Origin of the sequence: Bradyrhizobium cosmicum (assembly GCF_032290525.1) — a bacterium.
Taxonomy (GTDB): domain Bacteria; phylum Pseudomonadota; class Alphaproteobacteria; order Rhizobiales; family Xanthobacteraceae; genus Bradyrhizobium; species Bradyrhizobium cosmicum_A.
Genome location: NZ_JASXTA010000013.1, coordinates 61,960 through 83,683, shown reverse-complemented (window position 1 = coordinate 83,683; position 21,724 = coordinate 61,960). Strand labels below are relative to the sequence as shown.

Below are 21,724 nucleotides of genomic sequence, written 5' to 3'. Positions count from 1 at the left end.
AGACCAATGAGGACGTTCTCAATGCCGCTGCCGATCGCGAGCATCATTGTCGGTGCAACTCTGGCATTTGCGGGTGCTGCATCTGCGGCAGACACCCATGTGATCGGTGTCCAGGGGCTCGCCTGGACCTACAAGGACAAGAAATCGACGGCTTCCACACCTCTCGCCGTCGATGATCTGAAGGTCGGTGACATCGTCGAGGTTCAGATCCCCAGCGGCCCCGTCCATCACGGATTTGTCACCCTCAAGCGAACCGATGGCGGGCCTCCGGCCGAGGACAAGAGTCCCGTGCTTGCCTGCGACGACACCACGGCCAAACCCAACGCCGCGCTCCGCGAACTCGATTGCAACGGGACCACCAGCAAGTTCGGCGTCGGGTTCACTGGAAGCCTCCGGCTGGAAGTCACGGACAAGTTCAAGGATCCGGTCGACTTCTTTTGTGTGGTCCACAAGGGGCTCATGCCGGGAGTGCTCAAGCTCGCGCCGTGAGATCGGTAGCGCTCGCACGCGCCCCTTGTCGCTCGCGCCGAAGCACTTCGCATGCTCGTGCGGAGCGACGGGAGAATGATTGGAGGATCGATGGAAAGTCCCATCGCGGCTGCGATCTGCACGGTGGGCTCACTCATTGAGCTGCCATCGACCGTTCTCGCATTTCGTGCGTCGTGGCGGCGAACGCGCGCAACGATATCGATGGCCCGGACGTCGAGTTACTCAAGGAGTGGAAAGTCTCATGGCCAAGGCAAAGACGAAGAAGTCGGTTACAAAGAAGAAGTCAGTTACGAAAACGAAATCGGGTAAGTCCAAGAAATCAACGACCAAGAGATCGACCAAGAGGGCGGTCAAATTTCGTCCGATGAACGTTGTTACCACCGCGGGTTCGCCGGCTGAAAAGTATTACCGGGGCATGGCCGCGCCGATGGCCGCCGTTGTAGCGGCGACCGCGTCGAAATTCGCGCCAACTCCCGAGCACAATCTGATCAATCACGGTGGAAATATCATCCAGGACCTCGTCTATACCAATTTCTATATCGGTGGCGCATCGTCATGGGCGGCAAGCGACATCAAGAATATCGACGATGCTTTGGCAGCCGCGATGGCGGACAGCAACTTGAACAACGTCATGATGCAGTATTTCAAGAACAAGCCGATCACCACAACGTTCGAGCCCTCGCACATACTGCCTGGCGCAAGGCCATCCCAGTTCTCGCAAGGCGACGTCGAACAGCTGGTCAACAGTCTTTTCCAGCAGGGCGCGCTGCAGGGTTTCGATTTCGGCTCGACCGTCTTCAATTTCCTGCTGCCGAGCGGAACGATCTTGACGACCGACGAGGATCCGACGGCTGCAATCAGCCCGGTCGGCAATGCCGCCGCCGGTGTTATTCCCGTCGAGGATGAAGCCAGCTCGCTGCGAGGGTTGGGCGGCTATCATGGCTCAATCCATCCGACCAGCAAGGTCACCATCTACTACGCTATCGGCGTCTTCTCCGAAGCGCGGCCGAGCGGATCCGATAACGGGATCGTCGCGTTCGATCAGCCATGGAAAAACATCGTTGCGACGTTTTATCACGAACTGAATGAGGCGCGGACCGACCCCGACGTGGAGGATGCCATTCGGGCCGGCGGCAGCCCCAATGCGGTCAAGTTTCTCGGATGGACATCCGCGCAGGGTGAAGAGTGCGGCGACTTCCCGATAACCGAAGCTGGTGCGAATCTGAGCCGCGTGATGAAGGAGGTGAATCTCACCAATGGCACTCGAACGGTGCCCATTCAATTTCAATATTCGAATGCCGTAGCAGGACCAGAAGGTCCAATTCAAGCCCCCCATGTTTAGGGCCAGATGGCATTGTCACCCTGCGAAATGACCATGCGACGTTTCTCGACGCGCTTGGGCATGTCGAAACGTAAACTTCTGAAAAGCAGCAATCTCGTAAGGCCGATTTTCGGCGATATTTGAATTAGTTATACACGCCCCCATCCGCCGTCGAAAATAATTCGCTTTCCGACGCCGACGGCGCCGTGCATCCAACTGTAGTGTGTCCTGCTTCTAATTGCGACTTCCACGTTTTCGTTCGGCTTTCGCGCTGGGATGCGGGCTCGGTCTAGCGGCTGACCTTTCGAAAGGCAGCCACCGCATCGGCAGCGATTTCGATCTCTTGGTCGCGCAAAGAATCGCAATGTGGCGACAGCGAGATCCGCAATTGTTCGCGCTGCAGCATCGCAAGCGGTTCTGCGACATTCCGCGCGTTGCAATCAGCAAAAAATTGTTGCGCAACCGGAGGCATCAGCAGATAGTGAATACTATATTAGATTGTGGCAAGAATACTTCACGAGATTGGGTACGCTGATGGTTGGAAGGGCAAGCACCAGAGGCGTCGGAAGGGAGGCTCACCATGAGTCTCGGCCAAGATCCGCTTAATCCTACACGCTCCCATCCTCTATCGTATGCCGCGGCGGGACTCGATCGTCCCTCCGACTCCGCGGGTTCATCTCCATCCAGCCTTCGCGCCAGAGTGGTCGGTATAGATCCCAATGGAGGCCGCCCCATGACAGACGGCGAACGCGCGTCCCTGGGCGACCCTTTCTTCGAGCTCGTACTGGCGCGCGGGCGCTTCCCGGGGACGGCTGCCGAACTCCTCGCCGTGCTGAACGAGTCGAATGGCGCCCCCGAAGGCCTGCCTGAGCAAATGGTCTTCGTCGTCGCGGAAGCCGGCCAGATTCCATTCAACGAAGCGAACTCGCGGCTGCCAAGGAGCGTCCGCTACGTGGTCACCCGCGGCCGTTCCGCCAATGGACCAACGGTTCTGGTCAGCACGCGACCGCCCGCGACCGATCCGACCGCTTTTCTGCAGGTCGCTGGCTGGGACAGCCGCAACAAGGTCTTTCATTTCTACGAGCGCGCAGGAGACGCATGGTTGTGGGAAGGGTCCTCCTGGCACGCGTTCGATGATGCAGCGCGGGGCAAAGGGCCATTCGATAGCCACGTGAATGGCACGCTGGTCATGAAAGAACTGCGCTTGCCCTGGCTGCACTGGAACAGCACGGCGCAGGAGATCCCGCTCGAGTCCTTTCCGCCAGATCACCCGGTGAGGACCGATCCGCTTTTCGCTGCCCGCGAGAGCGCGGACATCCTGGAGCGGCGGGTGGTACGCCCGGCCGTTCAACGCTGGACCCGCGCGCGCCTTGATCGCCTGCTCGGCGCGCCAGGCGGTGTCGCGGCGCCCAGGGAGCTGTTGCGCCAGCTGCTCGCGGCCACATCCGTCAACATCGTCTCAAGCGAGGAGCGAAGCCGCGGGAGCAAGCCTGAGTTCGGACTGCCGGCCACTTTCTTCTTCGACGTCGAGAGCATCGTCAACCAGCTCGCGCTCGATATCTCCGGACTCGGCCAGGCGTTTCAGGTGCGACGACCGGACTACGAAAGCGCCGTCGCCGCGCTCGGGCTCGTGCTGAAGCACTCGGATGCGGGCTTCCAGCAGGCCGGCGATGCCTTCTTTGCCTGGCCGGTTTCGGAGCGGGCATTCGAGGATTGCGTGGTCGTGGGCGAGCTCACGCGACGAGGCATCCTTTCTCCCGGCTTTGCGCTTGGGCTCCTGATGGTGGACGCCTGGAATCCGATTGACTCGGCCGCGCGTGAAAGTCTGCTGCAGTACGTCCCCGCGGGGACAACGCCAGCAGGCCAGATCGAGGCCGAAACGCGCAGGAACATCAACAACGCCGCGTCCGGCCTGCCTCCGGAGGCACCGGAACGCATCGCAGCCGACTACCTGGCGCTCGACGAGGGAGCGATGCGCACACGGGCCGCCGCGGAGCTTGACGCGTTCGTTGCCAAAGTGCGCGCGCGTCTCGCGACGTCGCAAGGCGTTCTCGATTTCATGCGTGTCGCCGATTGGCGCAGGCGCGCTTTCCGCAAGCGCAGAATAGCTGAATTCGGCCTGACGCTACCGTTCAGCAACGTCGACGTGAACGCGCCGCCCCTGGCAGTAACCAGGGATGCCGAGGTGGTCGAAAGATGAGATTTCCGGTCCTGTCGCACAGTCATCAGGAGGTGAATATGGCGTTGCAACGATTTGACCCACCGGGTTTTCTCGACGATTTCGGACCGGCCCAACGCGATGCCTGGCATCAGTTCATCTCCGACGCGATGAACTCCGCTCAAGAGGGTAGCGGCGATCCGTCCGACTCACCCCGGGCGCAATTCTTCAATGCCGCCAAAGTCGAGGCGGGACCCAACCCAGCGGTCGAGGATGTGAAATGGACCGCGTTTCCCCGCATTGTGCAGATCAGCAGCGGCTCGGACATGGAGCGCTGGCGCTCTGCCGATGCCTCACGCGACGTACAGGACGAGTACTGCGAGTGGAGCGTGACCCGGCAATCCGGCACGAACAAGATCACGCGGGTCACGTTTACCTGCGAAGGGCCGGAGTACTGGCGCTTTCTCGCCGCAACCGATCCGACCCAAACGCTCGCACTCTACAAGCAACATGTCGACGCCTCGGCAACACAGGCGGACCTCTTCACCCCATCGGGCGCCTACATCCTGCGCAACCGCTTCAACAATTCGACATCCAATGGGGCCATGCACCTCGTGCAGAGGAACAACACACTGGGTGCCGAGATCGAGATCGCGGGCGCGGCAACGGTTACGCGGCTGCGCGCCGATGGTTCGCCAATGGTCGATACCCTGGAATTGATCCGGTGTGGCAGATACGGCGCCGAACAGCGACACAGCGACCCGTTCATCGGCGCGCGCGTGAACTTTCATGCGCGTAGCAAGGCAGACGTCACTGTCGCCAACCCTGTCGGCATCTATTTCGGCGGCCTGGACACGCAGGAATGGGAAACCCCCGACGGCAGCGATCCTGCCGCTTTCTGGAAGTATACGCGCGGAACTCCAGAACGTCCGGTCCGAGCCGTCATCGAAGTGCCGAGCGACCGCGGTTACGTGCTGGGCGATGTACTAATCGACGGAAGAGCGATCCAGTTCGGTGGCCAGATCGCAGACCGTATTCAAATGACGATCCGGGCGCTCGCAACGCGCATCGGCCAGAGTACGGCGCAGCCGGTTCGCGGCTGCGTCGGCGACGGAGCGGGTGCCGCCGGCGGTGCTGGCGGGCCGCTTTCGGTGGGCGCGGTCCTTTCGGCCGGCGACACGCGCGGTCGGCTTTAGGCGCAGGCCGTGCCGCTCCGTATTGACCAAGTCAGTTGGATCCACGGCTCCGCTGATTGCGCGGCGAGCACCGACCCGCCGCTGCAAGTGGTGTCGGTCGATGACGACACCCATGTGCTCCGGCAGAGCAAGTGCTTCAGTTTCGAAGCACCGTTCATGTACCTGCTGATGGGCAGCGAGAAGGCCGTGTTGTTCGATACGGGGGCCAGTCCCGACGACGGCGACCCACGGAAAATCCTGCCGATCCGCGAGGCTGTCGATACGCTGCTGTCACGGCGTGCCGAAGAAGGTCGCGCCATCAGCGAGCTTATTATAGCGCACACACATGGTCACGGCGATCATGTCTTCTGGGACAGGCAGTTTGCCGGGCGGCCCCAGACAAGGGTTATCGGCCGCGGCGTAGGCGCGGTTCAGCACGCGTTCAATCTCCCCGCTTGGCCGGAAGGGCAAGCCACGCTCGATCTCGGCAGCCGCGCGCTGGTCGTGTTGCCCCTTCCAGGCCACGTTTCCGATCACATCGCCGTCTATGACCTTCGCATGCAGGCTCTGCTGACCGGGGACACGCTCTACCCTGGCCTGCTAACTGTTGCCGATTGGGCGGCTTATCGAGGCAGCGCGGCGCGCCTTGCGGCGTTCGCATCCGAGCACCCGGTTTCACTCGTGCTCGGAAACCATATTGAGATGACCAAGACCCCCGGCGAGCTTTATCCGCTCGGGACGACGTTTCAGCCTGACGAGCATCCGCTGCCGCTCAGTGCCGAAATATTCGCCGAGTGGCATCAGGCCTGTGAAGCGATTGGCAATTTAGCGCAACGTATAACGCGTGATCATTTCATCATCGAGCGCGCTGACCAAAGTTGAGGGAACATCGCGCGGTGGCCATGCGCAACACCAAGCGTGGCTGGTGTAGAAGAGAAGGGAGGGCGCCTTGACCACAAAACCACGTGCGCGACGGCCAAGAAAGTCAGCGGCGGATGCGCCGAGCGCCAGCGGCAGGGCGGCGCCGAAATATGATCCGGTGGGGTCCTCGCCCTACGAACAGCCAACCATCAGGAGGCCGCGCCGGGCGCGAATGGCGGCAACGGCCTTGGCTCCAGCGGGGACACGCTCGGCGGCCAATGTCGGCGTGCGCGGCGTCGAGATCGTGCAGGTCATCCAGGCCCTCGACAACCGTGTGCGGCTCATTGCCGGCAAACCCACAATCGTGCGCGTCTATCTCGACCCCGCCACGGTCGCTGCCTCGACACTGGTGACTGGCGAGATTACGTGGCGACGCGCCAACGGCGGCGCTTTCTATCTCGCGGCGATGAACCGCGTGAAGCTGGATCCGGCGGGCACGCCCGATCTCATGGGACAACGCTTCGATGTCGCCGAAAGCCTGAATTTTGTTCTTCCAGCCGACGCGCTCGGCGCCGGATCGATCGAACTCCGTCTCGACCACCTCAATGTGCCGGGAGGAGAGAAGCTGCCACTCGCGGCGCAACCGGCGATGATCGCCAATTTCGTCGCAGCGCCGGTGTTGCGCATCCGGGCGATCGGGCTTCGCTATCGCAGCACGAACGCCCCGACGGCGACGATCACACCGGGCGCAATCCATTTCGATTACCTTCGGTCCTATCTGACGCGGGCCTACCCGGTCGCTGCGCTCGAATGGTCACAGATTGTCATCGATGGCGACCGCCTCAGGCCGCCATTCGGGAGCAATCAGTCGATCCTGGTCAACGCCCAACTATCGGCTCTGCGCATGCGAGAGATTTCATCCGGAATGGATCCACGGGCCCATTATTATGGCCTGGTGGACAATGAGGCGGGCAAAAGCTTCATGCGCGGCAGCGCCCTTTACGATGAGGCGACCACCATCTTCGGGGCGGTGGCATGCGGCCCCTGCGGCGTGCCTAATGGCTGGACCGGCGACAGCGACGCGAGTTTCGCGGACTGGTACGGCGCGCACGAACTTGGCCACACGTTCCAGCGCCGGCACCCGGGCTTCCCGACCTTTGATCCTGTTCAGGGGACAGGCCAGCCCCGAGACAACCTCGAAACGACCTTTCCCTATGCCGGTGGCTTGATTAGCTCACCTGCGCAGGAATTCGTGGGCTTCGATTTCGGCGACCCCGCCCTCGGCCTGCAGATGCGGGCGCTGCCGGGGAACATCCATCACGATGTGATGACCTATGCCGACAGCCAGTGGCTCTCGGCGTATACTTATGAGGCCATTCACGATCGCCTGGTCCATGAGGATACGGCGCTCGCTCCGCCGAACGCGTGATACCGGCGGACGATCAGGAGGCGAATGATGTCATACGAGAACAAAGTTATTCACATCGTCGGATCCGTCGACATCGGATCAGGTACGGGCGAATTCCTTTATGTCAATCCGGCCACCGCGGCCGCAAGCCAATCAGCAACGGCAGGCGCCGCTCCAGCCGCCAACCAGCCGCCGCAAGGGACCGGGTTCGAACTCGTCGTGGAAGCGGCGGATGGGAGGGAGCTGAGCCGCGTGCGGCCAGCCATTCTCCTTCCCAGCGACGACCATGCATCGAAGACCGGGCTGATCGACCAGAACGTATCGTATGCGGAGGGCATGGCCCGTCTCGTGCTGCTGCACGATGGCAAGGTCGTGAACACGTTCGAGGCAGGCTCTCCGGAACCCACCGTGGCAGCCCGGTCTCAAGGATTGGAAATGGGCGCGGGGCCGCCTGGACATCCCGAAAAGCGATCGATGTCCATGGCCGCCCCCGATGAGCCGGGCGTCAGTTACACGATCCAGGTGCGGCCTGACGGCGAGAAAACATGGCAAACGATCGCCGTTGGCCAGAAGAGCCCGAAGGCCGTGCTTGACCGCAACCAGTTTCCTGCCGCGGAGCGTGCCACCGTTCGTGTGCTGCGCTCGACCGGCTTTGACGACAGCATCATCGCTGAAGACGAGATGGACCTTCGATTCAAGGAATAGGCGGCAGCATACGGGGGGGACGACATGGCGAGCGTGAGTGCATCCGAGATTGCCTGGATAGGCGTCTATCCGCCGATCGGCATTGCTCGCCTGGGCAACGCGCAGGGGCAGGACGACTACACGCTGGCGCCCGAGGTGATCGGCGGAACGCCCGATGCGCGCGGCGGGTTTCAGACTGCGGCCGGAGAGATCAAACGCCAAGGGGTGCGCTTCCACGTCTACGCGCGGCTGAAGTCAGGCGAGACCATCGAACTCGTCCAGGGCTCGGACGTGAAGATCTCCTGGCGCGTTGAAGTCGCCAATCTCAAAGCCGGCTGGTACCAGTTCAACCAGGCCATGGACCTGCCGGCGCAGTTCGTGGTTCCAGCGGCGCGGCGCAACGTGGACTATGTTCGGCGGCGTGAGCTCGACATTCGCCCGGCAGCGCGGCAGATCGGCGGTCTGAACCTGTCCGGGCCCGAATTCCGTTTCGACGATGGGCAGATTCTCAATTTCTTCGTCACCCTTGGCGAGCTACGAACCGACGACGCCGGGCGGCTCATTTTCCTGGGCGGTTTTGGCAAGTCGGCGCCGTTCTACAGCAGTATGCGCCCCGTCACCTTCGCCAACAACGATCGTTGGTATGACGACACATGCGACGGGCCAGTGCGCGCGCGCGTAACCGTGGGTACCACGGAATTCGAAGCTGATCCCGGTTATGTGGTCGTCACGCCGCCCAATTTCGCGCCCGGCCTTAACGGTCTCGTGACGATGGACGACACCGTCCGGGAGGCGTTCATGGCAGCCGGCTGGCTCGCCCGACCGATGACGACAAGTTTCTCGCAGGACGTTTGGCCGATCTTCGACCGTCTAACCGCGCTGCAGTGGATCAATCACGGATTCCTTGTTGCGCACGGCGTGGGGTCGCCGCTCGATGCGCGGGCCGTCTCGGTGATCTCACGCCTGGCCGACGCCAGTCCCGGGAACAAGTCATGGCGCCAACAGGTATTTGCCTTGTTCCGCCCGGTATCTCCCGGCCCCGGCTCGCAACGGCAGATACCCTACATATACGGGGACCTCTTTGGTGAGGCCCGCGACGTCGATCTGACCTTTCTGTCGGTCACCCCTACGATGTTCGCACACCTCGATCGGTGGGCCGCGGGCGCGTTTGTATCCGATTGGCAGGGACTACCGTCGCCACCGGACTTCGCGGCGCTCTCCGCCGAAGCGCAAGTATCTCAGCTGATGCGCGCGGGGCTCACCGAGTGCCTCGGCGGCCCGTTCCACCCGGGCATCGAGCTTACATGGCCGATGCGGCGGCCTGAGCTGTGGGCGCTGCATCACGCGGCCCAACGCGACGATCGCCTGCTGTACAGATTGAACCTCGTCCCTGAGGGCGAAGCCGTGCGCCAGGATTTCGGTTCACAACTGACGCGGGACACATGCCTTGGACCCGCAGGCCCGATCACAGCTGCGGGCCCCGGTGCGCTCACGCGCTGGCTCGGCCTGCCCTGGCAGACCGACGAAGCATCGTGCAACTCCAGCGCCGATTACTCCCCTAGCACATATTTGTCATTCCCGAGCTTCTGGGGCGCGCGCGTGCCCGACCAAGTGCTGAGCTCTGCCGCTTTCGAGCGAGCGAGCGCTAACGTCACCGATCCGTTTGAGGACCCAAAGCTGCAGCGTCTCAAGCACGCGTTGCTGCGGGAGGACTGGCTGCGCGACGTGCGCGGCCGCACCTATTACGAGCGCATTGATAAGATGGTTCAGCTGTGGGCAACGCTCGGGATTGTCGAACCACGCCAAACGCCGCAGGCGCTGCGCGACGTTGGCTTCCCGGAAACAGTCCACGTGGAGACTGGCCGCGATCGCGCGAATGCCGGCTCCGACGAAAAAATTGCCTTGATTACCCGGATCGAGTCGCTGCGGGAGCGGACACCGAAGCCGACTCCCTCCCAAGCGGGCCTCGAAGCGCCGCCCGAACCGACCACGCCGCCGCGCCATCAGTTCCGTCAGGGCGAGGTGTGAACGGCGTGGACGACGACCGCGTCTGGGACGTTCTCGTGGTCGGCGCGGGCCCGGCGGGAGCGGTCGCCGCCGCGGCTCTCGCGGAGCGGGGCCTGCTCGTCGCACTCCTGGAGAAAGACCTGCAGCCTAAGGGCAAGCCCGGTGAGGTACTGACGCCGAACGCCATTCCTATTCTTTCTCATCTCGGTCTCCTCGACCTTATCGAAGCGAATGGCAATCTGGCATGTCCCCTCGCATGCATCGATCGCGCATGGTCGATGGCTCGGCCGAACCGCGAGCATTTTCTCCGTCACCCGGGTGGGCGCGCGTGGGTGATCGACCGCATCGCCCTCGAGCAATTGCTCGTGGGCCGAGCCATGAGGGCCGGCGTCCGTGTCTTTCCCGGCCATCACGTTCGCGGTCTAAGCCGCCGCAATAGATATTGGTCTGTGCAGAGCAGTTCGAGGAATGGTCTGGCCTCCCTGCGTGCGGCGTTCGTGGTCGATGCAAGCGGGCCTACGTCGACATTAGCTCGCCGGCTCGGCGCGAAACGAAAGCGTCTCTTTCGCCTGCTCGCCGTTCATGTCCAGTCCGCGCCCGACACAGAAAGGCAGAGCGAACCGGCGTCACTGACCGTCGAAGCCACTGCGGTCGGATGGTGGTACGCGGTATGCGGCCCGCGGCAGACGCTGACGTGCGCCCTGTTCACCGGTGATCCCGCCCGCGCCCGAAGCGACGCCGCGCGGTCAGCCCTTCTCGCCGCGATTGACCACACAAACTCACTTCCTCGCTGGACCAAGGAACTGGTTCGAAGCGGCCATGTGCAGAGCGTCGACGCTTCGCCGTCGTTCCTCGATCATCCGACCGGTGAGGGTTGGCTGGCAATCGGCGACGCCGCCGCAAGCTTTGATCCGATCGCATCTCAAGGCCTTGCGAACGCCTTAGCATCGGCGGTGGACGGTGCAGAGGCAATCGGCCGTCACCTCCTCGGCGATTGCGTCGCTATGGAGGCCTTCGCCGTACGAACTGCTGAAACATGGCACCATTCTGTGCGGCAGCTTTTTTCGATTTACCAAGCAGCCGCACACCGCTGGCCAACACCTTTTTGGCAAGCGCACCTTCCGCTCGCGGCAAGGACGCGATTGAGAATGTGACGACGCCCGAATCGTTCGCCCGCCGCATCCGCCGACTTATTGCTCGGCCGACTGAGTGGGACAGATCTATTGCGAGTTGGGTTGAATGTGCCGGCACGCTCAATAAGCAAGCAATCGGGCGTCGTTATTAGGTGCGGATCGTTCGCCGATTCGCATGACAAGACCCTCCCTTGACCTCGCGACATTACCCGGCCCCTACGGGTCGGATACTGGGGCGCTCCCGCGCCAAGGTTTCTATTCGGAGGCTTAGGTGCGGCCTTTCGGTGCATTCGTGGCAACGTCCGGTTAGACCCCGGGGGCATACGGGCGGGTTGGCCCGAAATGCTGCTATGGGCCATGTGTGGACGACCAGCGGCACATCGATACCGGGCGCATCGGCCGTCTAAAGGTTGGATTCTTGCCCCTCGATGATGGCTGGATTTGTAGCTATAAAGACGTCGCAGGAGTGGACAACATGCGTGGGCCGATCCTCTCTGTGATGGAGTTCGGAGCTGATCGAGGTGTCGAGCGTTACGTACCACTAAAATCATCGTCAGAGTTGATGGCATTGTGGTCGCGTTTCATTTGGCACCACCATGACCTCTGCTTGTTCCATCAAGCAATTTACAAGCAAATCGACGCCCGCAATACTTACCTGGACCAATTCGTCGCGGATAACAAAGAGATCCTTTCGGCAACCCTGCCAGATGGATTGAACATGATAGCTCAAGCTCGCATGAGAGACACTGTGCACGTGCTTGACATGGAAAAGGAAAGCATCCGGATTTTCGGAGACCAACTGCTCATGATCGGCCTGTGGGCAATGGTCGAGCAGTACTGTGGACGCACGTTGAGCGAAATGGAGCGCTGCCTACGACGTGGTCATGTACAGAAGGAAACACCCCATCGATGGTCTTCCCTTGCAGATCGGTTCATCGGTCTTGGTGTCGACCTCGTTCGTTGCAAGAGCTACGTGGCGGTGGATGAGTGTCGAGTTCTCAATAATAAAATTAAGCACGTTGGAAGAGTTGATAAACAACTTGCCCAATTTAGCCGCTTCGAGAATCAACTCGGCAAGAATTTTGATACGGTGGCCTTGGACCTCCAATACTACTCGGACTCCGTCATGGAGTTCGTGACCTGCGTGATGGAGAGATCGGACGATGTCCTTTTTGAGTCAGGCCAGGGCCTTGACGAGCAGTTGGACTAACTTGTGGCTGTACAGACGCTGGTCCGCCGTATGATGACATGGACAGACATCTCGTCCGATCCGGTCAGGCGAACCGGCCTGAAGTCAGCCGGGGGGCAAAACGCGGTCTGATGGCCTACTTGAAGGCTCGTCTGCTGCGCGTCCATTCACCGACCTAGTTCTCGAGCCCCAGAGCGGCCTTGGTCAGTCACCGGTCACCTTGGCGCCGCCCATGCGCATAGCAGGTCTCGACATCAGGACACGCGACACAATGATCGGACAGGAGCTTTCATTGATACCCCGGACAGCCTCCACCGGTAGATGCGCACTCAACTAGAATCAGGTCAGCGCTTGCTGACCTGCCCGCTTTGGCTTCATGGCCAGTTTTCATCTTGGACAGGTCGAGCGCAACGTATTCAATTTTAGAGATGCATCGCGCCGCACCTTCACGCCCCACCGTTCAAGCATCTCGTTTGCCCCATAGCCCCTGCTAACGGCCGAGGTTGAACCGGAGTGGCCTAAGAGCGCCTCGCGGGCTTCCACATCCAGCCGGCCACTACGCAAGGCATCGTTCACTCCGTGGCGGAATGAATGAAACACGCGGTGAGTGTCCTTGATGCCAATTGTTGAGCGCCTTCACACGGGCTGCGAGCACAGCCATCCGCCTGTACGAGTGGCTCTTGGGGTCCAAGTTCAGCCGAAACTCTTCTAGCAGCTCCTCCACGCTGAAGCGCACCTGGGTGATGTCCCCCTTGGCAAGCGCTAACATCTCGTCAGCCAAGTCCTCGGCCAACCCGTGCTCTTGCTTGAACACCTCGCGGTCCACAGGGCCGCCTCAGGCAGTTTGCCAACTTTGAATGGAGTGTTGAACGCTACCCCCGCGGCGGTCAGCTGCGCCGCCACACTTTGGAAGATCGCCTCTGAGCCAGTCCCCTCCTGCCGCTCTTCCATCCTTTGTAGACGCGGAATATCCGCATTGCCTCCGGGAAGTGTGTGCCGCTTGAAATTCTCGATTTGCACCATGAAGGCACGATGGAGATTTTCGGTTGTCGACTGCGGCCCGGGGCAATCGCAATCGCAATCCCGATGTCGCGCGGCGGAGTCCGACCACCATGATCACGATGACGTGGTGCTCGGGGCAGCGGCAACGCCGTCACATTTCGTAGAAACCCGCAATTCAACTCGTTTCCGAAAGAGCTTGAATCGTACGTAAGGTCATATTGTACTCTATCGATTGCGTAGAGCTGCGCCTCGGTTGCCGCAATTGTGATGACATTCATCGCGAACGTGTCGACTTACGGAAAGTACCGCCTGGCATGAGTGATGCTTGTTGAAGTAAACGAGACGTAGACAAATCCATCGATGCAAGCGCACTCGGGAGCCGTCCGATCCTGCTGGACTAGGCGGGAGAGAGCCGTGGCGCTTTCTTCATCTTTGGCAGTCGCGCTTGCAACGGTGCCGTGTCGCACCGAACGAAAATGATGCATGAGCGAACTGGCATGAGGGATACAGCTCGACGGTCACCCTCAAGATCACTTATTCCTAACGGGGAAGCGCGGAAGTGGATAATATCGAAGCGATGACTCTACAGGAGCTGCGCTCTGCAGTCAGTGGCGGCAGGGTCTTGGAGATAACTACGACAACGGGCTGTGTCGTCGGATGTTCTTATTGCTCGCAGGACAGGTTTGCCGATCGGCAAAGAGCGAGATCCGACGTGAAGCATCTTTCTCTGCAAGATTTCAAGCGATGCCTGGCGCACGTACCACCAGCTGTCGACATCAGCTTTTCCGGGTATTCGCAGCCTTGGCTCAATCCGGCTTGCACCGAAATGGTTGAGCATGCCTACGCGGGTGGCCATGGAAACCGGATTTTCACAACCCTGGCCGGAATGAATAGGCAGGATCTAAGACGCTTACGTGCGCTGCAGTTCCGCGTTTTCCTGGTGCAGGTTGTTGATGACGGCACATACATGGATAATGGTCTCGTCCGGCGCAACTATGTCGATTTGATGCGCGAACTTGTCGATGCCGACATTTCATCACTGCTCTTCATAGTCACGGGCGAGGTTCATCCCGAACTTGTCGACATCCTTCCTGACGAAGCGCTGGTCCGCTTGCGTCCGCCGCGCAGGAGGGGTGGCAGCGGCGAGCTTGAGATGGTTGAAGCACGACAGCCACTCGTTGGAACACTGACATGTCCTGACGAACGGCAATATCGTAATGTTCTTCTCCCAAACGGCGATGTTACTTTCTGCTGCATGGATTTTGAGCGACGACACGTCTTGGGCAACCTCCTCCGCGACAAGTACAAGGATCTCTTCGAAGGGGCGACTTTTCGTAACATTGCCGATCGCATGAACGGAACGGACGGCTTTCTGCTTTGTCGATCGTGTGAATTCGCTGAACCAATAACGTCGGAGAGCTGATCTTTGAGAGCAGTTGGCCGCTGCCCGATCGAAGCGAATCGCGAGCCCTAGCGAAGGTCGGCCCTGCAGCTCATCATTACATCAGCCGCGGGAACGACCCTGCCATGAACGGAGGGTCGCCATGGACTGGAGCATTTTGTTGGTCGCCGTTCTGCTGGAAGTCGCCTGGGCTAGCCCGCGGAATCTGATTGTTGTTTCCGTGCCACGCCCTTGTCTTATCAGGCCCTGGTGAACCCCATCATTCTTCTGAGGCGAAAGCGGCTCTCTCTCGAACTCCAAAGGCGCAGCTTGGGATGGCCTCGACTCCATGGTTCCCAAGAATCACGGCCGAAATGGTGCTATTCCTGCGGAGCTCGCGACTTTGCGTCTTGCGCCGTTCGCGCTTACGGGAGTTTGAGACCACCTTACTCCTTTGAGCATGGTCGGGAGGAAGTGGCGCCAAACCGGACGCTAAAATGAACATGGATCAACTTGCGCCCGGCAAGCCTAGCGGAAAAGCGGCGTCCGCCTCGCCGCTGCTTGGCCCGCGTGTCCTGCCGTGATTTCCCTTGCTAGGCTATTAGCGAACGGTTCCATGATTGGCCAGCGCACCGCGCGTGCTGCAACTGAGCACGAAAGCTCAGAACTGCGGATCTTGTGCTCACTATAAGGACCCGAGCTTGACGCGGCCGGGGACTGCCACCGGGCGTGCATAGCGGCTCCGCGTCGGCGGTAAACGTCAAACGGAGGACAAAGGAACTACGCCGCGACTTTCAACGCGGTTTTGACCTCTCTGCAGGGACTGTCCTCAAAGCGCCCTGAACACTCACACGTCGTCGGCAGCTCCTCTCAAGTCCGCTTCCAAACCAATCCCGGCATGACGATCCTTCGCTGGGTCATTCAGAAGCCCGGTGAGCCTGAGGCCTTCGAGGACTCCTTCGAGCCGCTGTTCGCGAATGATTGCGGCGAGCAGCAAAACGGCTTCTTCCCGATGGACGGTGAAGCAGACGTCAGGCGCTTGCTGAACCAAGAAGTTCAGCAAGTCCGGAACGTCAACAACGTGGCGGCGTAAGGTCGAGACGGCATCATTGGCGAGATAGGTCGCCAAATCCGCATTCGCCGGCGGATCAAAGTCCAAGTCGACCTCGGCGCGCTTCTCGATCGCCTGTCGGATCAACTCGCCCTGCCGTCTTGCATTCATCGAGAGCATGAACACCGCATCCGCGAGCTTGTCGCGCGGCAAGCTTCTCAATTCCGCCATGCATGCCTGGATGTCGCCAACCGAACTCTCACGGCCTACCTCTGCTCGCCGCGCCTTAGGGGCTGCCCTGCTCTTTTGTACTCGAATCATCATAATGCTCTCCGGCAGACGATATATCCCCGCGATACAATGCGTCGCGCCCTTGTTTTGGATCCGCTCGCTTTGGCTATCTTCGGGAAAATTATGGGGGGAAGCTGGGAAGCCGCGGTTGTCCACCTTGCAAGGGCCTGCCCGTTGCCCCGATCGAATGTGCCCGGGTGAAATCTCGAGTCCCGCGCATCTCGTTGCATCGCGACAACGCCGTATCCTGCCAAAGCCAGGCCCTCCCCTGAAGCTTCAACCAAACTTGAATAGCACACCGTAACCGCCCCGTGGGTAGCTCCACTTGATATCACCGCTTTCTTCGCAGATCACCCGGCAGGTGCCGCACTCGAGACACCCGTCGACTGTAACCTCAACATGACCTTTATCGTTGAGATCGTAGCACCGTGCTGGGCAAGCCTTCAGCATTGATAGCAGCTGCGACGATGGCGTGGTGTGCGGCCGCACCTTGATATGGGCGCGGCCGGAATCAACAAGATAACGGTTGTAGAATAGTTTGTCCTCGACACGTTGGGCTGGCTCGCTCGGCATTGATTCTGGCTCCGTCAATCGTCGTTGTCTTTGCTTCGTGATCAGCGCCAGGCCCGGGCAATGCGGAGGGCATCGCTGAACAGTCCACTCCACGATCGCGCCTTGATGAACGACTTCAGCATCAGCTTCTCTTTCTCGAGCTTTGGTGTACCGTCGACGCGCAGGTAATCCTGCATCGCCTTCGAGAAGAGCTTCGGATATGTGAGAAAGAAGTTCTGCGAGTGGGTATGCAACAGTGCCGGCATATCCTTGTACTTCTTCAGGTCCTTGATTACGAAGGAGTCATTCAACATTTTTTTGTAAAGCGAAAGATTTTTCGCCGTCATCGGATCATTTCGCGATCTGATAAGACAGATCGCTTCCGCCGCGATACGGCCCGACGTCATCGCCAGGTTGGACCCCTCGCGATGGATGGCGTTGTTGAGCTGGGCGGCGTCCCCGACGACGACCCAGCCCTCACCACAAAGCTGCGGGATGGCCTTGTACCCACCTTCGGGGATCAAGTGCGCGGAATATTCCTTTACTTCCGAACCCTCGATCAGCGGCGCGACGGAGGGGTGACGCTTGAAACCCTCGAGCAAGCCGTAGGGCGTCTCGCCGGTACGCTGGAAGTCGGCAACAAGACAGCCAATACCGAGCGAGATGCATTCCTTGTTGGAATAGATGAAGCCCATGCCGGTCATGCCGCGGGAGATGGTTCCGACAGCTTCGATGACGAGCCCCTCGTCGCCTTTGAGACTGAAGCGAGCATCGATTGTCTCGCGCGACAGGAAATGCATCTCCTTGACCGCGAGTGCCACCTTGTCCGGCTTCAGCCGCCCTCTTAACCCCGCACCCGTCCCGAGCACTCCGTTCACCCCCTCGGCCAGCACGACGACATCTGCATGGATTTCACCGCCATCGCGGTCTGTGCGCACCCCGACCACCCGCCCATGTGCATCCTGGAGGAGCTCGGTCACGGTGGTCTCGCACAACACCGTGGCGCCAGCCTCGCGGACCTTGAGCGAGAACCATTTATCGAACTGAGCGCGGATGATGGTGTAGCGGTTCGGCTTCTCCTCATTGAAATCATCGGAGCGATAGTGAAGCCCCGTGTGCGAACGCTCGTCCATGATCCAGAAGCGCTGCTCGACCAGATGCCGCTCAAGCGGTGCATCGTCGCGGAAATCCGGGATCAGCTTCTCCAGCATATCGGCATAGAGGATGGCCCCTTGCACGTTCTTCGACCCCGAATACTCGCCGCGCTCCAGCTGCAGCACTTTCAGGCCACGCTGGGCCATGGTAAGCGCCGCCGCATTCCCGCCCATGCCAGCACCGACGACGATCGCGTCGAATTTTTCATCGATCATAACAAGCTCCCTAGCCGGCGATGCGGTCGTGCGAGTGCGGCGACAGCCGCGCGCGGAATGCAGAGGTCAATGCCGGCAACAGTCGAATGGCGTCGGTGACGATACCGATATGGGCGAAGTCGAAGATCGGGGCGTTCTTGTCGGTATTGATGGCAACGATGAGGTCGCCACCCTCAACTCCGACGCGATGCTGGATCGCCCCGGAAATGCCGGCCGCGATGTAAAGCTTTGGCCTAATGGTTTTCCCAGTCTGGCCGATTTGTCGGTCCGAGGTGACCCAGCCCTTCTGGACCAGCGGCCGCGAACACCCGTATTCGGCGCCAAGCACGTCGGCGAGCTGCTGTACCAGTTGGAAGTTCTCAGGCGATCCCAGACCGAGCCCTCCAGCGACGACCACGTCCGCATAGGCAAGGTTGGACTTTTTAGAATCGCGGTCCGGCAGGAACGAGAGGACTTTAGTGACGATATCTTCTTCTACAAGCCCGAGCGGATGCGAGATGACGCGCCAGACGGCGCCCGTCACGCGCTCGGGGGTCGGCATCACGCGTGGGCGGACGGTTGCCATCTGTGGCCGATAGTTGAGTGTGTAGATCGTGCACAACAGTGAACCGCCAAACGTCGGCCGCGTCGCTGCAAGCGAGCCGTCGGGATCGACATCGAGCTCGGTGCAATCGGCAGTTAGGCCGGTGAGCAGTGTGGTGGCCACTGAGCCGGCGAGATCCCGGCCGAGTGTAGTTGCCCCTAGGAGTAGGATTTCCGGCTTGTACGTATTGACCAGCTCTGACAGGGCCTTGGTATAGGACTCATTGCGATAGTCGGCCAAGAGATGGTCTGCGACGATATAGGCGAGGTCGGCGCCGTAGCAGAAGGATTCGGCGACTGCCTGCTCCGTTGTCTCCCCGACCGGGCCGATGACAACCGCGGCAAGGTCGACATTGAGCTTGTCGGCGAGCCGGCGGCCGGCACCCATCAGCTCCCAGGAGACGGGGTGCACAACCCCGCGTTCCTGCTCGATGAAGACCCAGACGTGCTTATACGCCTTAAATCGCTCGGGTAGCTCCCTCTTGGTCGCTGCGCGACCACCACCCGCGGCCGGCGCTGCGCTTTTGGGGGCGGTGCTCATCATCTGTACTCCTATCCGTTGTTCCGTAGCGGCTCGCCAGCGGAGCGGCGCTCCGCCCTCAGCTTTGAATTCGCGCTTGAGGATTGCTTCAGTCAAAAGTTCGGCCGGGTGCCCGCCGCCATTCAATCAGCGCCGCCTGGCAGCAGCGCGGGGCCGAGACAGACATTGCTCGATGTGTCGACGACGACCATGGAATCACGCGTTTCAGGTTCTCCGCGCCGATCACGCGAGCCGATCGATTGGTCCCCCTCATCTTCGAGATGCAACCGAGCTGGTACGGATCGAGGATGTGGCAGAGGCTCGGCTGATATCATTCTCCGCCACGTGCTCGCCGATGAAATCGCGATCCATTGCTCCGAATGCGCTCGATCTCTCGCCGATCGCAGCGACAAGTCCGCAACTCCCGGCGAAGGCACGAGCGCCGGGGTCAAACCGCCCGTCAACGACGCCGCGCGACCGGCGCTGGGGAGCAAGGACTGCCCCCCGGCGAAAACCTCGGCTATGGATCGGTCAACGGCGGTGATTTCGTCGACGAACCTTTGGCGCGGATCACGCCCAGCGTTCAGCTCAGCCAGGTCCGAATATGTGGCCATCGCGTTGGCGTCGCGACGCATCATGTTGCCGACAGGCAGCGCGCGCGAACCTGCGCGACGTCAAAAACACAATCGATGCGAACCAAGATGTGCATGCGCTTCTCCAGACTGGCTGAGCATATGTCAGCAATTGTCGTACCAATTGCGTGGGCGATTAAAATTGGGCGCCACTACAGACTCTTACGGAACGATATTGGTTGGCGGCCTCTCACGAGGATCGGAACATTCGGTAACGGTGCCGAGGCGTGTCCGGAATGCGACAGAAGACGGTCATCCGAATCTGGTGCGCTTTCCTCGCCAAGTGTGCGCTTCCCGCTGGCGGCGTACCATTGCAGGAGATAGGTGCGCCATGGGCAGCAGCCTGAAAGGATGGACAAACCAGCGCTCAGTCGTGAGTGGCCCTTAAGGAGAGCGGAGTAAGTGTTAAAGCTGCGGATCCACGAGGCCACGGCAACTTCCGTTTGAATTGCAAGCTGAGGCTGTCAGCTCCGAACCGTCACGGTCCAGAGCACGAGATGTAAACTCGATTCACTCCAAGGAACCGAGCTGGACCAAGGCTGGATGCTTGTTCGGTTGTGGCGCTGCCGCATCCTTGAGGACCTTGAACACGCGCTGTTCGATCGGGGAGGACGTGACGAAGTCGGCATAGGCGCGCTCAAGCGTAGCCTTACACCGCAAGGCGATGTCAGGATCGGGTGCACCGGTCAACTCCTCGCCCGCAAGATATTGACCCATGCGACGCAGGATGTGAAGCCGCGCCACGTTGATGATCTTTTCGTCGTACTCGACGCCGAGCAGTGCAAAAAACTCCTCTGCTGCCGAGGCCTTCTTCAACTGCGAAAGGATACCGTCCGTCATCATTCTCAACCTCCATCTAGATCCGCGCCCAGAAAGCATCCGGCCGAATGTTTCAACCTGATCGCGCGGCGCGCATGGCTGACCAGCCGATCACCCGCCGTTGACGCGAGCCCTCGTGAATGTCGCGCCAGGTTGCCACCACCGTTCCGGCGCAACCGGCCCTTTGTGCTCGATGGCATGCTTGCCGACGCGCGATGATGGTTTCGGTTTGCTCGTCGGTGACCGATAGCTGCAACTCGGACAACCGCGAAGTGATCGCGGCAAGCTCTGAATCCTTGCGATCACAATGCGGTGGGAGCGGCCAAGCAATCGCGGGTCCAGCGCTTGGTTGGTGAGTCGAATTTTCCAGCGGAGTCATCGAGACGACGCAGATGATCACGCCGTCGTCCCGCCATCCGGCTCTCCCCGCTCTCCTCGCCGAAGCAAAGATCAAAATCATTGCATTCCGTGCAGACCGGCGTAGTACACATCACCAGACCGTCATCTTCGCATAGCACGCGATAGAAGAAGCGCTTCCAGCGCATCTTCTTGGAGTTGCGAGCCGCTAGCGGCCCGAAATGGCGCGTCAGGAGGCGGGACAATTCGTCCCGCTTCCGCAGACCGAGATCTTCCCACAAGTGATTTGGCTCCATGGCGCGCCGCGCGATCATCGTCGCCAACCAGCCGCCGACCTCGCTATGGGTGGAACGTTGCGCAAGCAGGAGGTCGCGCACGATAATTGTCTCGTCAGGAGCCGCTAACGCGGACTGTTCGCGCCAGGTCCACCTTCTGACCGGGCTGGACGGGAAGTATTGCACTAGGAGCGCATTGAGCTCCTGGTTAGTCAAGCCAGCCCGTTCGGGAAGTTGGCCCCCATCCATAGCGGATGCGGCGAGAACGCAAGCGAGCACATGGCGATCGAAATCGTAATTATCGCTGATGTCGACTTCTGTTGGATGGCTGCCAGTCAGAAGGCCGTAGAGCTTACTTGGATCGCGCTGCTCGGCGACGTGAGCTGCCGATACAGGATGTGACAACGTATCGGCCAATTTTCTTTGTGTATCAATCATGAGGGTCCCCCAGCATCTGAGTGGACGAT

At 60.5% G+C, this 21,724-nt stretch carries 17 protein-coding genes; 11 read left to right on the top strand and 6 right to left on the bottom strand.

Annotated elements, in window-relative coordinates; translation table 11 throughout:
- The first annotated feature begins 21 nt into the window (after positions 1-21).
- From QSV46_RS23130 to QSV46_RS23080, 11 genes are all read left to right on the top strand, one after another.
- Positions 22-489, top strand: a complete 468-nt coding sequence (locus QSV46_RS23130) for a hypothetical protein (RefSeq protein WP_314957109.1) — start codon at positions 22-24, stop codon at positions 487-489.
- Positions 490-730: 241 nt separating this feature from the next.
- Entirely contained in the window at positions 731-1,831 is a 1,101-nt protein-coding gene (locus QSV46_RS23125) for a hypothetical protein (RefSeq protein ID WP_314957108.1), read from the top strand.
- Positions 1,832-2,543: 712 nt separating this feature from the next.
- A complete protein-coding gene (locus QSV46_RS23120; protein ID WP_314957106.1) occupies positions 2,544-4,010 on the top strand; it encodes a hypothetical protein in 1,467 nt (488 codons plus the stop codon).
- Between the two features lie 38 nt (positions 4,011-4,048).
- Positions 4,049-5,164, top strand: coding sequence for a hypothetical protein (locus QSV46_RS23115; protein WP_314957104.1), 1,116 nt, complete (start codon positions 4,049-4,051; stop codon positions 5,162-5,164).
- Between the two features lie 9 nt (positions 5,165-5,173).
- Entirely contained in the window at positions 5,174-6,025 is an 852-nt protein-coding gene (locus tag QSV46_RS23110; RefSeq protein WP_314957102.1) for an MBL fold metallo-hydrolase, read from the top strand.
- A gap of 67 nt (positions 6,026-6,092) precedes the next feature.
- On the top strand, positions 6,093-7,433 hold the full coding sequence (locus QSV46_RS23105; protein WP_314957100.1) for a hypothetical protein: 1,341 nt from the start codon (positions 6,093-6,095) through the stop codon (positions 7,431-7,433).
- A gap of 27 nt (positions 7,434-7,460) precedes the next feature.
- Positions 7,461-8,117, top strand: coding sequence for a hypothetical protein (locus QSV46_RS23100; RefSeq protein WP_314957098.1), 657 nt, complete (start codon positions 7,461-7,463; stop codon positions 8,115-8,117).
- A 24-nt stretch (positions 8,118-8,141) separates the two neighbouring features.
- Positions 8,142-10,124, top strand: a complete 1,983-nt coding sequence (locus QSV46_RS23095) for a LodA/GoxA family CTQ-dependent oxidase (RefSeq protein ID WP_314957097.1) — start codon at positions 8,142-8,144, stop codon at positions 10,122-10,124.
- Positions 10,125-10,129: 5 nt separating this feature from the next.
- The gene (locus QSV46_RS23090; RefSeq protein ID WP_314957095.1) at positions 10,130-11,257 is read left to right on the top strand and encodes an NAD(P)/FAD-dependent oxidoreductase; all 1,128 of its coding nucleotides are present in this window, start codon (positions 10,130-10,132) and stop codon (positions 11,255-11,257) included.
- Positions 11,258-11,711: 454 nt separating this feature from the next.
- Positions 11,712-12,446, top strand: a complete 735-nt coding sequence (locus QSV46_RS23085; protein WP_314957093.1) for a hypothetical protein — start codon at positions 11,712-11,714, stop codon at positions 12,444-12,446.
- Between the two features lie 1,540 nt (positions 12,447-13,986).
- Positions 13,987-14,850 carry an SPASM domain-containing protein gene (locus QSV46_RS23080; RefSeq protein ID WP_314957091.1) on the top strand — a complete coding sequence of 288 codons (864 nt, stop codon included), beginning with the start codon at positions 13,987-13,989 and terminating at the stop codon, positions 14,848-14,850.
- Between the two features lie 805 nt (positions 14,851-15,655).
- Here QSV46_RS23080 and QSV46_RS23075 read toward each other — a convergent pair.
- The 6 genes from QSV46_RS23075 to QSV46_RS23050 form a co-directional block, all read right to left on the bottom strand.
- Positions 15,656-16,183, bottom strand: coding sequence for a hypothetical protein (locus QSV46_RS23075; protein ID WP_314957089.1), 528 nt, complete (start codon positions 16,181-16,183; stop codon positions 15,656-15,658).
- 243 nt (positions 16,184-16,426) lie between these two features.
- Positions 16,427-16,723, bottom strand: coding sequence for a ferredoxin family protein (locus tag QSV46_RS23070; RefSeq protein WP_314957087.1), 297 nt, complete (start codon positions 16,721-16,723; stop codon positions 16,427-16,429).
- A 41-nt stretch (positions 16,724-16,764) separates the two neighbouring features.
- Positions 16,765-18,072: an FAD-binding protein gene (locus QSV46_RS23065; protein ID WP_314957085.1), complete on the bottom strand. Its 1,308-nt coding sequence runs from the start codon at positions 18,070-18,072 to the stop codon at positions 16,765-16,767.
- Between the two features lie 10 nt (positions 18,073-18,082).
- On the bottom strand, positions 18,083-19,198 hold the full coding sequence (locus QSV46_RS23060; protein WP_409997198.1) for an electron transfer flavoprotein subunit alpha/FixB family protein: 1,116 nt from the start codon (positions 19,196-19,198) through the stop codon (positions 18,083-18,085).
- Positions 19,199-20,316: 1,118 nt separating this feature from the next.
- Positions 20,317-20,649: a nitrogenase stabilizing/protective protein NifW gene (gene nifW / locus QSV46_RS23055; RefSeq protein ID WP_314957083.1), complete on the bottom strand. Its 333-nt coding sequence runs from the start codon at positions 20,647-20,649 to the stop codon at positions 20,317-20,319.
- A 278-nt stretch (positions 20,650-20,927) separates the two neighbouring features.
- Complete coding sequence (locus tag QSV46_RS23050; RefSeq protein WP_314957082.1) at positions 20,928-21,695, bottom strand: nitrogen fixation protein NifQ; 768 nt, start codon at positions 21,693-21,695, stop codon at positions 20,928-20,930.
- Positions 21,696-21,724: the final 29 nt, after the last annotated feature.

Coding starts and splice junctions, on each gene's coding strand:
- QSV46_RS23130 (WP_314957109.1), top strand. CDS start 22: ATGCCGCTGCCGATCGCGAGCATCATTGTCGGTGCAACTCTGGCATTT.
- QSV46_RS23125 (WP_314957108.1), top strand. CDS start 731: ATGGCCAAGGCAAAGACGAAGAAGTCGGTTACAAAGAAGAAGTCAGTT.
- QSV46_RS23120 (WP_314957106.1), top strand. CDS start 2,544: ATGACAGACGGCGAACGCGCGTCCCTGGGCGACCCTTTCTTCGAGCTC.
- QSV46_RS23115 (WP_314957104.1), top strand. CDS start 4,049: ATGGCGTTGCAACGATTTGACCCACCGGGTTTTCTCGACGATTTCGGA.
- QSV46_RS23100 (WP_314957098.1), top strand. CDS start 7,461: ATGTCATACGAGAACAAAGTTATTCACATCGTCGGATCCGTCGACATC.
- QSV46_RS23095 (WP_314957097.1), top strand. CDS start 8,142: ATGGCGAGCGTGAGTGCATCCGAGATTGCCTGGATAGGCGTCTATCCG.
- QSV46_RS23085 (WP_314957093.1), top strand. CDS start 11,712: ATGCGTGGGCCGATCCTCTCTGTGATGGAGTTCGGAGCTGATCGAGGT.
- QSV46_RS23075 (WP_314957089.1), bottom strand. CDS start 16,183: ATGATGATTCGAGTACAAAAGAGCAGGGCAGCCCCTAAGGCGCGGCGA.
- QSV46_RS23070 (WP_314957087.1), bottom strand. CDS start 16,723: ATGCCGAGCGAGCCAGCCCAACGTGTCGAGGACAAACTATTCTACAAC.
- QSV46_RS23065 (WP_314957085.1), bottom strand. CDS start 18,072: ATGATCGATGAAAAATTCGACGCGATCGTCGTCGGTGCTGGCATGGGC.
- QSV46_RS23060 (WP_409997198.1), bottom strand. CDS start 19,198: ATGATGAGCACCGCCCCCAAAAGCGCAGCGCCGGCCGCGGGTGGTGGT.
- nifW (WP_314957083.1), bottom strand. CDS start 20,649: ATGATGACGGACGGTATCCTTTCGCAGTTGAAGAAGGCCTCGGCAGCA.
- QSV46_RS23050 (WP_314957082.1), bottom strand. CDS start 21,695: ATGATTGATACACAAAGAAAATTGGCCGATACGTTGTCACATCCTGTA.